The following is a 12,996-nucleotide window of genomic DNA, read 5'->3' as shown; positions in this document are numbered from 1 at the left end:
TTCTTCCTTTAACTGATATAGTTGTTATAGAACTCTTTTCGTTTCGCTGACTCGCTTTCCCTCCCTCATTGCAATCAAGGCGGAAACACGCCTGCTGGGAATGCACCTCTGTCGCTACCAGGAAGATATAACTATGAAATTGCAGCAGTTGCGTTACATCGTCGAAGTGGTAAATCACAACCTTAATGTCTCATCGACCGCCGAAGGCTTATATACCTCACAGCCAGGCATTAGTAAGCAAGTACGTATGTTGGAAGATGAGCTGGGCGTGCAGATATTTGCGCGCAGTGGTAAGCATCTGACGCAAGTAACGCCTGCAGGCGAAGAGATCATCCGTATTGCACGCGAAGTTCTGTCTAAAGTTGATGCGATCAAATCAGTGGCAGGTGAACATACCTGGCCAGATAAAGGATCGCTGTATGTCGCGACGACCCATACGCAAGCGCGTTATGCGCTGCCGGGCGTTATAAAAGGCTTTATTGAGCGCTATCCTCGCGTCTCTTTGCACATGCATCAAGGATCGCCGACGCAAATTGCTGAGGCAGTTTCAAAGGGAAATGCTGACTTTGCGATTGCCACTGAAGCATTGCATCTTTATGACGACCTGATCATGCTGCCGTGCTATCACTGGAATCGTGCCATTGTGGTTACACCCGATCATCCGCTAGCGGGTAAATCCAATGTGACGATAGAAGAGCTGGCGGATTTCCCTTTAGTCACCTACACCTTCGGCTTTACCGGCCGTTCTGAGCTGGACACGGCGTTTAACCGCGCAGGATTAACGCCACGCATTGTTTTCACCGCGACCGATGCAGACGTAATTAAGACTTATGTGCGCTTAGGCTTAGGCGTTGGTGTGATTGCCAGTATGGCGGTGGACCCGGTTGCTGACCCTGATTTAGTGCGCATTGAAGCTTCAGAGATCTTTACGAATAGTACGACTAAGATTGGCTTTAGGCGCAGCACCTTCCTGCGCAGCTATATGTATGATTTTATTCAACGTTTTGCACCACACCTCACGCGTGATGTGGTGGATGCGGCGGTCGCACTGCGCTCTAATGAAGATATCGAAGCCATGTTCCGCGACATCAAATTACCTTTCAAGTAAATTCCTAACTCATTCTTTTGCCAAGGTGTCCAGTGGGCACCTTCGGAATCCCTTAGCGCTTAGCGCCACGAGTACATCAAAAAAAATCATTATTTTTATGTAAATGAAACATGGGTCACATGTTTTTTCATTGTTATTTATTAAATGCGAATCAGTACACATTTTTTACGATGCTACTTTGCAGCCCGCCAGGAATATTCCCATACTCTAGTTAAGAGTTGATGGAGAAGGGCTTTTTGACTGGGTTACTAAATTAAACTCAAATTTAGAATGGATCTAATTTGTGATTAACCCAAATTTACAATGTAACTATTTAATTAATAGTTATCATGGCAATTAAATTTATCTCATCAATTTTTTACGTTTTGATAAATAGCGTTAATCGTTGTGCTCAATAAAAATAACTGGATTTTCGGTCTTAACAAGTTTAGGATTCGTCCTAAATCTTAATCGTTGTCATCAATCGTTTTATTGAGAGTGATTATCAAAAACTATGAATACGAGAATAACTGTACAGCCGGGCTTCCGGACTAAAAGCACCAAAGTTGAGCGCACTGGCAACACCCGTCGCAAAGCTTGGATGACTGTCTTCGCTGCTTCAGCACTGTTCTGGGTAGTGGTGGCGTTAATGATTTGGCGTATGTGGGGTTAAACCATGTGGGCAAATACACTCAGTCGTAAACATCCGGTATCTGCGCGTCAGCCGCAAACGCCTGCGTGCAAAGTGAAAGATGTGGTTTCCACTGAACCGCAAGTTACGATTCCTACTTCGTGGGAACTCAGTGAAAACCAGCGTAATTTTATAGAATCCTTCATGGATATGAAGTCGAAATAACGCAGCATGCGTTCCGTTCCATATTTAGACATTTAGTCCCTCTTTTTGCCGGATTATCCGGTGGGCAAGTTAAAAGCCCGTCCTTTAACACTCAGCATTAAAAAAACGGTGTCATCAGTACAGCGCTGAAGACGGTGGTCTTTTTTTGCCCGGAATCCGGGAGGGAGTGAATTATGAACATCAATACAACAACGTTATCCTGGTTTAGCGTATATACCTTCTCGCTAGCGTTTTGGGCTGCCGCCTTTTGGGCGATGATTTAGCCTTAACGCAAATTAAATCGAATTCTTTAAATGCCCTGACAAATGTTGGGGCATTTTTCATTGTATTTTAATGTGTCTATTCGTGTTGTTATCAAAACGTTAACGCTAATGTAGTCTATCTTTAAGTTAAACCTTGCAGTCACTGAGGTTTAAAAGAGATCCACTTACATGGAGGCGCTATGTCGTTAACGTTACGCGAGCAGAGTCAGGACACGCTGGATGTTCGGGCAAAAAAATATCACTACTACAGCCTGCCTAAAGCAGCCCAGCAATTGGGCAATATTGATCGCTTGCCCAAGTCTATGAAAGTCCTGCTTGAAAACTTATTGCGCTGGCAGGATGGTGATTCTGTCACGCTTGAAGATATTGAGGCGTTGGTCGCCTGGCAAAAAGATGCTCACGCCGATCGTGAGATTGCCTATCGTCCGGCGCGTGTATTAATGCAAGATTTTACCGGCGTGCCAGCGGTGGTGGATTTAGCGGCCATGCGTGAGGCAGTAAAACGCCTCGGTGGCAACGTCGCTAAAGTTAATCCCCTTTCGCCGGTTGACCTGGTTATTGACCATTCCGTCACCGTGGATCATTTCGGCGACAACCAAGCTTTTGACGAAAATGTGCGCCTAGAAATGGAACGTAACCATGAACGTTACGTTTTTTTGCGCTGGGGACAAAAAGCGTTTAACCGCTTCCGTGTGGTCCCACCTGGCACGGGCATTTGTCATCAGGTCAATCTGGAATATCTGGGTAAATCTGTCTGGCATGAAACACAAGATGGCAAAGAGGTCGCTTATCCGGATACGTTAGTCGGCACCGATTCGCATACCACAATGATCAATGCGCTTGGCGTATTAGGGTGGGGTGTTGGCGGAATTGAGGCTGAAGCGGCGATGCTTGGCCAACCGGTGTCTATGCTGATACCAGACGTGGTCGGTTTTAAACTCACGGGTAAATTGCGCGCTGGCATTACTGCAACTGATTTGGTGCTAACCGTCACGCAAATGCTACGTCAACATGGGGTGGTGGGTAAATTCGTTGAGTTTTACGGTGATGGCTTGGCTGATTTGCCGCTTGCCGATCGCGCGACCATCGCTAATATGGCTCCAGAATATGGCGCGACCTGCGGTTTCTTCCCTATTGATGAAGTCACGCTGAGCTACATGACACTCACCGGCCGCGACGCTGATCAAGTTGAACTGGTTGAAGCCTATGCCAAAGAACAAGGCATGTGGCGAAACGCAGGCGATGAGCCGGTGTTCACCAGCTCCTTAGCACTGGATATGGGTGAAGTTGAATCCAGTCTCGCCGGTCCAAAACGTCCTCAGGATCGAGTATCGCTTGGCGATGTTCCCACTGCCTTCGACGCAAGCAACGAACTGGAAGTTAATCAGGCGCAAAAACCGCATAAAACTGTCAGCTATCGCGACAGCGAAACCGGTGACAGTTATCAGCTGGATGACGGGGCAGTAGTGATCTCGGCGATTACCTCCTGTACCAACACATCAAACCCTAGCGTACTGATGGCTGCCGGTTTGCTGGCAAAGAATGCGGTTGAGCGCGGTCTGATGCGCAAACCTTGGGTCAAGGCTTCGCTCGCGCCGGGATCGAAAGTTGTTTCTGATTATCTGGCGGTAGCGCAACTCACCCCTTACCTGGATGAGTTGGGTTTTAATCTGGTCGGTTACGGTTGCACCACCTGTATCGGTAATTCGGGTCCATTACCTGATGCCATTGAAAGCGCGATTAAAGAGGGTGATCTCACGGTTGCCGCGGTGCTCTCTGGTAACCGTAATTTTGAAGGCCGTATCCATCCGCTGATTAAAACCAACTGGCTGGCTTCGCCGCCGCTGGTGGTGGCTTATGCTTTAGCGGGCAACATGAAGATCAATCTGCAATCTGAACCGATCGGACAAGATCGTCAGGGCAATGATGTTTTCCTCAAGGATATCTGGCCATCGCCGGAGGAGATTGCGGAAGCGGTGCAGAAAGTGACCAGCGATATGTTCCACAAAGAGTATGCTGAGGTGTTTGACGGCACCCCGGAGTGGCAGCAAATCAAAGTCAGCGAAGCGCCTACTTATGATTGGGATGGCGATTCCACCTACATTCGCCTATCGCCGTTCTTTGACGATATGGAGAAAACGCCGAAGCCGGTGCAGGATATTAAAGGCGCGCGCATTCTGGCAATGCTGGGCGACTCTGTAACCACCGACCATATTTCGCCTGCAGGGAGCATCAAGGCCGAAAGTCCGGCCGGTCGCTATTTGCGCACTCACGGTGTCGAGCGCACCGATTTCAACTCCTACGGGTCTCGTCGTGGTAACCACGAAGTGATGATGCGCGGAACCTTCGCCAATATTCGTATCCGCAATGAAATGGTGCCGGGAGTGGAGGGCGGTTATACCAAACACTTCCCCAGCAACGAACAGTTGGCTATTTACGATGCCGCGATGAAATACCAGCAAGAAGGCGTGCCCTTAGCGGTCATTGCCGGTAAAGAGTACGGTTCCGGCTCCAGTCGTGACTGGGCAGCGAAAGGGCCACGCTTACAAGGTGTACGTGTGGTTATTTCCGAATCCTTCGAGCGTATTCACCGCTCTAACCTGATTGGGATGGGGATTCTGCCGCTCGAGTTTCCGGCCGGCGTAACGCGGAAAACGCTGCAATTGACGGGTGAAGAGTTCATCGATGTGGCGAACCTATCACAGCTTAAGCCAGGTGGTACGGTAACCGTGACGCTGACGCGCGCGGATGGCAGTAAAGAGACGCTTGAAACGCGCTGCCGCATTGATACCGGTAATGAACTGACCTATTACCAGAACGACGGCATACTGCATTATGTTATACGCAATATGCTGAATTAAAAAATAAAGCCGGGATGTCCCGGCTTTTTTTATTGGCTTTTGAAACTGTTTAAGACTTCGGCAGCAGGTGACCCATTTTTGCGGCTTTAGTATCGAGATAATGCGCATTTTTCGGGTTGCGCCCGACCACCAATGGCACGCGTTCAACGATATTGATACCGGCCTCGGTCAGAATCTCAACTTTGCGCGGATTGTTCGTCAGCAAGCGCACTTCATTGACGCCCAACAGTTTGAACATATCTGCACACAGCGTGAAATCACGCTCATCAGCGGCGAAACCAAGCTGGTGGTTGGCTTCGACGGTGTCGTAGCCTTTATCCTGCAAAGCGTAAGCACGAATTTTATTCAGCAAACCGATGTTACGTCCTTCCTGACGGTGATACATCAGGATGCCACGACCTTCTTCTGCAATCGCCGTTAACGCGGCTTCGAGCTGAAAACCGCAGTCGCAGCGTAAGCTGAACAGGGCATCGCCAGTCAGGCACTCAGAATGGACGCGCGCCAGCACCGGATTGTGATCGCTAATATCACCAAAAACCAGCGCGACATGGTCGTGGCCGGTTGCCAGTTCTTCAAAACCAACCATCAGGAAATCTCCCCATGGCGTGGGCAGTTTGGCTTCTGCTACCCGTTTAAGCTGCATGTGACTCTCCAGAACCTTCAGAGGATGCGCTATCATCATGATAACGCACGGGCCCAAGTGGCCCGATGAAACTTACGCTATTGTGCCACAACCAGAACTGCTGCCGTTAATCGGTCAGAGTGATTGTAGTGATAAAGCACAATTATCCAAGCCGCAATAGGTATGTTATTCTTTTTTCAGCTAAAGTTATGCATTACGCACGCGTTTATGCGGATCTAAAAGGAAGCGAATGTTAAAAATCATTCAGCGCACCACCCTCGGGGCGTTTTTATTGTTGCTGATGCCGTTAGGCGTTTGGATATCGGGCTGGCAATGGCAGCCCGAGGAAAGTGGCCATCTTCTGCGAGCGCTGTTCTGGATGACGGAAACTGTCACCAATCCATGGGGCATTCTTACCAGTATCATCCTGAGCGCTTGGGTGTTGTGGTGTTTACGCTTTCGCCTTAAACCCGCGATTCTGCTCATCATCATTATGAACGGGGCGATTCTTGCCGGTCAGTACACCAAATCCTCAATTAAAGAGCAGGTGCAGGAACCGCGCCCGTATGTTATCTGGCTGGAAAAAAGCCACGGTATTAACGGTGATGCGTTTTATCAGCTTCATCGCCAACAGCGCGGGGAAATGGTTTCAACTTTGCTGGCCAACGATACACAGTTGCCGCAATGGCTAAAGCATCATTGGGCATTTGAAACCGGCTATGCGTTTCCTTCCGGGCACACCATGTTTGCCGCCAGTTGGGCACTTTTAGCGATCGGTTTATTATGGCCGCGCCGTCACTTTGCCACGGTTGCAGTATTGTTCGTTTGGGCGACCGCGGTAATGGGCAGCCGTTTAGTATTAGGTATGCACTGGCCGCGCGATTTAGTGATGGCAACACTGATTTCCTGGTTGTTAGTGACCATTGCCACGTTACTGGCCCAGCGTTTCTGCGGCCCGCTAACTATCCCACCGGAAGAACATCGTGAAATCGCCCAACGTGATGATGGATTGTAATTACACTGTTCGTCCCCATATGATTGATTGTGCTTGCAGAAAAAAGCGTTAACAGATGTGGGGATAAGCAGCATCGACGGCGGTTTTTTGGCATACTTCTATTGGATAACCTCTCGACAGGACGCATTGTGAAATATTTGCTCATTTTTCTCGTGGTATTGGTCATTTTCATCATCTCCGTCACGCTTGGAGCGCATAACGATCAAATCATCACCTTTAACTATCTGCTAGCGCAGGGCGAATTCCGCATTTCAACATTGCTCGCCAGTCTGTTTGGCGCTGGATTCCTGCTGGGATGGGCGATTTGCGGTCTCTTCTGGTTGCGCTTACGTGTTTCTCTTGCCAACGCGCAGCGCAAACTCAAACGTATGCAGGCTCAGAATGAACAATCTAACGCCGTGACCCCATCACCAACTGCCAGTCGTCGGGATTAATTTTCGATGCTTGAATTGCTGTTTCTGCTTCTTCCTGTTGCTGCGGCGTATGGCTGGTATATGGGCCGTCGCAGCGCGCATCAGGATAAGCAACAGGAAGCCAATCGCCTGTCGCGTGATTATGTGACCGGGGTGAATTTCCTGCTGTCCAATCAACAGGACAAAGCGGTTGACCTCTTTCTTGATATGTTGAAAGAGGACAGCGGTACCGTCGAGGCGCATCTCACGCTGGGTAACCTGTTTCGTTCGCGCGGTGAAGTTGACCGCGCCATTCGTATTCACCAATCCCTGATGGAAAGTGCCTCGCTCAGTTATGAACAGCGCTTACTGGCGATCCAACAACTCGGCCGTGATTACATGGCGGCGGGACTGTACGACCGAGCCGAAGATATGTTTGGGCAATTGGTGGACGAGACCGATTTCCGCATCGGCGCTTTACAGCAGTTATTGTTGATTCATCAGGCAACCAGCGACTGGCAAAAAGCCATCGAAGTGGCGGAAAAGCTGGTTAAGCTCGGCAAAGACAAGCAAAAAGGCGAAATTGCCCATTTCTACTGTGAACTGGCGTTGCAGGCGTTAAGCAGTGACGACCTCGATCGTGGGATGAGCTTGTTGAAGAAGGGCGAGTCTGCGGACCATCAGAGCGCACGCGTTTCAATCATGATGGGCCGGATATTAATGGAGCAGGGCGAGTACGGCAAAGCCGCTAGCCGACTGCAGCGCGTACTTGAGCAGGACAAAGAGCTGGTGAGCGAAACCTTGCCGATGCTGGAAACGTGCTATCAGCGCCTGAACCAACCTGAAAACTGGGCACAATTTTTACAACGCTGTGTCGATGAGAACACCGGCGCTGCAGCTGAGCTTTATCTCTCTGATATTCTTGAGCAGCAGCAGGGCCCGGAAGCGGCACAACTGTATATCAATCGTCAGCTTCAACGTCACCCGACCATGCGCGTGTTCCATCGTTTGATGGATTTCCACTTACATGAGGCTGAAGATGGACGGGCGAAAGAGAGCCTGATGGTCCTGCGCGACATGGTTGGCGAGCAGATCCGCACTAAGCCGCGTTATCGTTGCCAGAAATGCGGCTTCACAGCGCATGCACTCTATTGGCATTGCCCATCTTGTCGCGCCTGGTCATCGGTTAAACCTATCCGTGGACTCGACGGCCAATAATGGCCGAATTTTTTGTCGTTTCATCCCTTATTAGTTACAACATACTTATATGTTTAAAAATAAAAACCACCTCAGCAATGTGCAGTTAGCCGTCGAACAGATAAGTAATGGCGGCAGCGTGATTGTCGGCACCGGCCTGCGCAGGTAGAATGCTTGCCGTTTGTCCATCGCGCCCGCGGGTGCCTGTCACTGAGGAAACGTTATGCCTGTAACCACTTCACCTATTCTGGTGGCACTCGACTATCATGATCTCAACAGCGCACTGCAATTTGTAGATCGCATCGACCCGAGCCAGTGTCGCCTGAAAGTGGGCAAAGAGATGTTCACGTTGTTTGGCCCGTCGGTGGTGAAAACGATTCAGGAACGCGGTTTCGACGTGTTCCTCGATCTCAAATTTCATGATATTCCGAACACCACCGCACATGCGGTAGCAGCAGCAGCAGATCTTGGCGTATGGATGGTCAACGTACACGCGAGCGGCGGTGCGCGCATGATGAACGCAGCACGTGAAGCACTGGTGCCGTTTGGTGATGATGCGCCCCTGCTAATTGCCGTCACCGTGTTGACCAGCATGGATGAAGACGATCTTAAAGGTTTAGGTATTACCTTATCTCCGGCTCAGCAGGCTGAGCGTCTGGCGCGTTTAACCCGCGATTGCGGTCTGGACGGCGTAGTTTGCTCAGCGCAGGAAGCCGCGCACTTCAAGCTGGTAATGGGTCAGGATTTCGCGCTGGTTACCCCCGGTATTCGCCCGGCTGGCAGCGACGCTGGCGATCAGCGACGTATTATGACGCCGCAGCAGGCAAAACTCGCTGGCGTGGATTATATGGTTATCGGGCGTCCGATCACCCAATCCGCTGACCCGGCAGCAACATTGCAGCACATCCTGCACAGTTTACAGGAGGCGTAATGGCTCAGGACAATCGCTTAGTGTATTCGACCGATACGGGTCGAATTACGCATGAAGAAGAGAAAGCGCCGCGACCAAAAGGCGATGGTATTGTGCGTATTCAGCGCCAAACCAGCGGACGTAAAGGGAAGGGCGTGTGTCTGGTAACGGGTATCGATCTGGATGATAGCGCGCTCGAAAAACTGGCGGCCGAACTGAAGAAAAAGTGTGGTTGCGGTGGGGCAGTCAAAGATGGTGTGATTGAGATTCAGGGCGATAAACGCGATGTGATAAAAACGTTGCTGGAAGCCAAAGGTATGAAAGTCAAACTGGCTGGTGGTTGAATAAGTTCGGGCCACTTTATAAGTGGCCCGTTATTAAGTAGATGCGCTGCGTAGCCTGATAATTATAATTTATTTGCTAATCTGATGGCCGATGATGCCGCCGACAGCGGCGCCGCCTACAGTTCCGAGTCCACTACCGTTGGTCAGCACTGAACCACCAATGGCACCGGCACCCGCACCAATTGCGGTATTTCGGTCGCGTTTTGACCAATTTGAGCAGCCGCTCAGAGCGACAACTAATGTTGTTGCCAATATGGCAGCAGTAAGGCGCTTCAGTGTTGTAGTCATTAACTTCTCCTTGAATGTTAACAGCGAGGTAACACCATAAGTATAGATGTTACGCCTCACTCGTCATTTTAAAACGGACCTTTTAATTCACGTTTTGACATGTATTCGGACGATTCCTGTCCCACACTTTTACAGCCTCAGCCACTTTCCGCCGCTTTTACAGCCATTCCTTCCATAACGTTTTTTCTGCCTGCTCCGCACAATTTAGCTATCACAGATTGCAGGAGAGAAAACATGCTGGAAGCGTTAAAACAGCAGGTGCTGGAAGCCAACCTCGATTTACCTCGCTATAACCTGGTCACCTTTACATGGGGCAATGTCAGTGCAGTGGACCGCGAGCGCGGCTTATTGGTGATCAAACCGTCCGGCGTAAAATACGAACAGATGCAGCGCGACGACATGGTCGTCGTTGACCTCGCAAGCGGGGATGTTGTTGAAGGTAAAATGCGTCCGTCTTCAGACACAGCGACGCATCGTGCGCTCTATCTCTCCTGGCCAGAGATCGGCGGCATCGTGCATACACACTCGCGTCACGCTACCATTTGGGCACAGGCCGGACGCGAAATCATCGCGCTTGGAACCACCCACGCCGATGATTTTTACGGCACCATCCCTTGCACACGTCAGATGAAGCGTGAAGAGATTGAACAGGAATATGAGTGGAACACCGGACAGGTGATTATCGAGACCTTTGCACAGCAAGGCATTGAACCAACCGCCATTCCCGCCGCACTGGTCAATTCGCACGGTCCCTTTGCCTGGGGAAAAGATGCGCTTGCTGCAGTACACAGTGCGGTGGTCTTAGAAGAGGTGGCCTACATGGCGCTGCATACTGAACAGCTGCGTACTGAGATACCGCCGATTTCGCAAACGCTACTTGATCTGCACTACCTGCGTAAACACGGTAAAAATGCGTGGTATGGACAGAACTGATCGACAGTGGACACTCAGGCGCCTGTGGGCGCCTTTCTTTTTTTAGTTCTTATCGTCTGGTATGGCGATGCCCATCATAAATGCAAAATGATTTATCAATAAAAATAAAACAGCGTTTCATAAATGGATTTGCGATCACTTTTTTCCCCGTCACCAATCGTTATCTTGATCGCCATGCCATCCGGCAAATCATAACAGCACCTCCCTCTGGCTCAGTTAAGGTGACACAATTATGCATATCAAACGTGCAATCGATAAGATTCCTGGCGGCATGATGCTCATTCCGCTGTTTTTGGGCGCGCTGTGCCATACATTTTCTCCAGGCGCAGGTAAATACTTCGGCTCCTTCACCAACGGCTTAATGACCGGTACCGTTCCGATTCTGGCCGTATGGTTCTTCTGCATGGGCGCATCCATCAAGCTCAGCGCCACGGGTACGGTGCTGCGTAAGTCGGGCACGCTGGTGCTCACCAAAATTGCGGTGGCATGGGTTGTCGCAGCAATTGCTTCACGTGTGATGCCGGAAAACGGTGTAGAAGTGGGCATGTTTGCCGGACTCTCCACATTGGCTTTAGTGGCGGCGATGGATATGACCAATGGCGGCTTATACGCCTCAATAATGCAGCAATATGGCTCGAAAGAAGAGGCCGGCGCATTTGTATTGATGTCATTGGAGTCGGGGCCGTTAATGACGATGGTGATTCTCGGCACCGCGGGTATTGCTTCGTTCGAGCCGCACGTGTTTGTTGGCGCGGTATTGCCGTTTATCGTCGGTTTTGCGTTGGGTAACCTGGATCCAGAACTGCGTGAGTTCTTTGGCAAAGCGGTGCACACGTTAATTCCGTTCTTTGCCTTCGCCTTGGGTAATACGATTGACCTGGGTGTCATCGCACAAACGGGCTTACTGGGGATTATGCTCGGTGTCGCCGTCATTATCGTCACCGGTATCCCGCTGATTATCGCCGACCGCCTGATCGGTGGCGGCGATGGTACTGCCGGGATTGCGGCCTCCAGCACCGCCGGAGCTGCAGTCGCGACACCGGTGTTGATTGCTGAGATGCTGCCCCAGTTTAAACCGATCGCACCTGCCGCCACTGCGTTGGTCGCCACGTCAGTGATTGTGACCTCCGTCATTGTGCCCATCATCACCGCCGTTTATTCGCGACGCGTTAAGCGTTCTCATGTTGCCGTGGGGCAACGCGCAGCCATCAAGTAAGCCCGCTAATGCTTCCCCGGCCGCTGGTCGGGGATATCTCTGGATTTTGCTTTATAAATCAATCTCTCATTTGGTCTGGCCTCACTCTGGATTACGCTGATGTGGCGTTTAACGCACTACATAAACATAAACAGAGGATGAGACAATGACAGTAATTAACCAACCGACATGCAGACTGTTCACCGAAGTTGGACAAACCACACAGCTCGCCGCCTACTATGAAGAGGGCCGACGCACGATGTGGATGATGCTGCGCGCTCAACCCCGTCCGAGTTTCAACCATGAACTGATTGAGGAGATCATGAACCTGAGCTATTCCGCTCAGCGTTCCGGTTTGCCGATTGATTTCTGGGTGACGGGATCGTTAGTGCCACAGATGTTCAATGCCGGCGGCGATTTGCGCTTCTTTGTCGAATGCATTCGCAACAACCGTCGCGAAGCATTGCGTGCCTATGCGCGAGCCTGCGTCGACTGCATCCACTCCGCGGCGCGGGGTTTCGATACCGGTGCAGTCACGCTGGCAATGATTGAAGGCAGTGCGCTGGGCGGCGGCTTTGAAGCGGCGCTAGCGCATCACTTTATTCTGGCGCAGAACAGCGCACGCATGGGGTTCCCGGAGATCGCGTTCAACCTGTTCCCGGGCATGGGCGGCTACTCTTTAGTCGCGCGTCGATCTGGTATGAAGCTGGCGGAAGAGCTGATTTGTGAAGGGGAATCGCACAGCGCGGAATGGTATGAAACACGAGGTCTGGTCGACAAAGTGTTCCAGCCCGGCGATGCTTACCGCACCACGCGGACCTTTATCGATACGTTACGGCCGAAGCTCAACGGCGTGCGTGCGATGCTGAAAGCGCGTCAACGCGTATTGCAGTTATCACGCGCCGAGCTGATGGATATCACGGAGGATTGGGTTGACTATGCCTTCACACTGGAGCCAAAAGACATTGCTTACATGGAACGACTGGTACAACTGCAGAACCGTCATAGCGCATCCTTGCGCAAAGCCGGTTAA

Annotated in this window: 13 protein-coding genes; 11 read left to right on the top strand and 2 right to left on the bottom strand. The window is 50.8% G+C overall.

Annotated features, from left to right (window positions below; translation table 11 throughout):
- Window positions 1–133: 133 nt before the first annotated feature.
- The 3 genes from cysB to acnA all read left to right on the top strand — a co-directional run bounded on the left by cysB (window position 134) and on the right by acnA (window position 5,067).
- Complete coding sequence (cysB, locus tag ACRQ84_RS06125) at window positions 134–1,108, top strand: HTH-type transcriptional regulator CysB (RefSeq protein WP_064738814.1); 975 nt, start codon at window positions 134–136, stop codon at window positions 1,106–1,108.
- Window positions 1,109–1,601: 493 nt separating this feature from the next.
- Window positions 1,602–1,760, top strand: coding sequence for a YmiA family putative membrane protein (locus ACRQ84_RS06120; RefSeq protein WP_071531660.1), 159 nt, complete (start codon window positions 1,602–1,604; stop codon window positions 1,758–1,760).
- A 625-nt stretch (window positions 1,761–2,385) separates the two neighbouring features.
- Window positions 2,386–5,067: an aconitate hydratase AcnA gene (acnA, locus tag ACRQ84_RS06115; protein WP_483817486.1), complete on the top strand. Its 2,682-nt coding sequence runs from the start codon at window positions 2,386–2,388 to the stop codon at window positions 5,065–5,067.
- A 49-nt stretch (window positions 5,068–5,116) separates the two neighbouring features.
- Here acnA and ribA read toward each other — a convergent pair whose 3' ends face one another.
- Window positions 5,117–5,710 carry a GTP cyclohydrolase II gene (ribA, locus tag ACRQ84_RS06110; protein WP_064738811.1) on the bottom strand — a complete coding sequence of 198 codons (594 nt, stop codon included), beginning with the start codon at window positions 5,708–5,710 and terminating at the stop codon, window positions 5,117–5,119.
- Window positions 5,711–5,939: 229 nt separating this feature from the next.
- Here ribA and pgpB point away from each other — a divergent pair, with 229 nt between their 5' ends.
- The 5 genes from pgpB to yciH all read left to right on the top strand — a co-directional run bounded on the left by pgpB (window position 5,940) and on the right by yciH (window position 9,547).
- Window positions 5,940–6,704: a phosphatidylglycerophosphatase B gene (gene pgpB, locus ACRQ84_RS06105; protein WP_064738810.1), complete on the top strand. Its 765-nt coding sequence runs from the start codon at window positions 5,940–5,942 to the stop codon at window positions 6,702–6,704.
- A 128-nt stretch (window positions 6,705–6,832) separates the two neighbouring features.
- Window positions 6,833–7,138 carry a LapA family protein gene (locus ACRQ84_RS06100; RefSeq protein WP_483817485.1) on the top strand — a complete coding sequence of 102 codons (306 nt, stop codon included), beginning with the start codon at window positions 6,833–6,835 and terminating at the stop codon, window positions 7,136–7,138.
- Window positions 7,139–7,144: 6 nt separating this feature from the next.
- Window positions 7,145–8,314, top strand: coding sequence for a lipopolysaccharide assembly protein LapB (lapB, locus tag ACRQ84_RS06095; protein WP_064738808.1), 1,170 nt, complete (start codon window positions 7,145–7,147; stop codon window positions 8,312–8,314).
- A gap of 202 nt (window positions 8,315–8,516) precedes the next feature.
- Window positions 8,517–9,224, top strand: coding sequence for an orotidine-5'-phosphate decarboxylase (gene pyrF, locus ACRQ84_RS06090; protein WP_483817484.1), 708 nt, complete (start codon window positions 8,517–8,519; stop codon window positions 9,222–9,224).
- Complete coding sequence (yciH, locus tag ACRQ84_RS06085) at window positions 9,224–9,547, top strand: stress response translation initiation inhibitor YciH (RefSeq protein ID WP_064738806.1); 324 nt, start codon at window positions 9,224–9,226, stop codon at window positions 9,545–9,547. The genes pyrF and yciH overlap by 1 nt, the downstream gene beginning before the upstream one ends.
- Window positions 9,548–9,616: 69 nt before the next feature.
- Here yciH and osmB read toward each other — a convergent pair whose 3' ends face one another.
- Window positions 9,617–9,835: an osmotically-inducible lipoprotein OsmB gene (gene osmB, locus ACRQ84_RS06080; RefSeq protein ID WP_483817483.1), complete on the bottom strand. Its 219-nt coding sequence runs from the start codon at window positions 9,833–9,835 to the stop codon at window positions 9,617–9,619.
- A 234-nt stretch (window positions 9,836–10,069) separates the two neighbouring features.
- Between osmB and araD the strand changes: the two genes are divergently transcribed.
- The 3 genes from araD to ACRQ84_RS06065 all read left to right on the top strand — a co-directional run bounded on the left by araD (window position 10,070) and on the right by ACRQ84_RS06065 (window position 12,996).
- Window positions 10,070–10,768, top strand: a complete 699-nt coding sequence (gene araD, locus ACRQ84_RS06075; protein WP_483817482.1) for an L-ribulose-5-phosphate 4-epimerase — start codon at window positions 10,070–10,072, stop codon at window positions 10,766–10,768.
- A gap of 232 nt (window positions 10,769–11,000) precedes the next feature.
- Window positions 11,001–11,984 (top strand): 2-keto-3-deoxygluconate transporter, encoded by a 984-nt coding sequence (gene kdgT / locus ACRQ84_RS06070; protein ID WP_483817481.1) that lies wholly within the window; start codon window positions 11,001–11,003, stop codon window positions 11,982–11,984.
- Window positions 11,985–12,129: 145 nt separating this feature from the next.
- Window positions 12,130–12,996 (top strand): crotonase/enoyl-CoA hydratase family protein, encoded by an 867-nt coding sequence (locus ACRQ84_RS06065; RefSeq protein WP_064738802.1) that lies wholly within the window; start codon window positions 12,130–12,132, stop codon window positions 12,994–12,996.

It is taken from the genome of Pantoea sp. E2023-21, from assembly GCF_051302795.1.
GTDB lineage: Bacteria > Pseudomonadota > Gammaproteobacteria > Enterobacterales > Enterobacteriaceae > Pantoea > Pantoea ludwigii_A.
The sequence above is the reverse complement of the archived record's forward strand: the minus strand, read 5'-3'. Positions and strand labels throughout refer to the sequence as shown.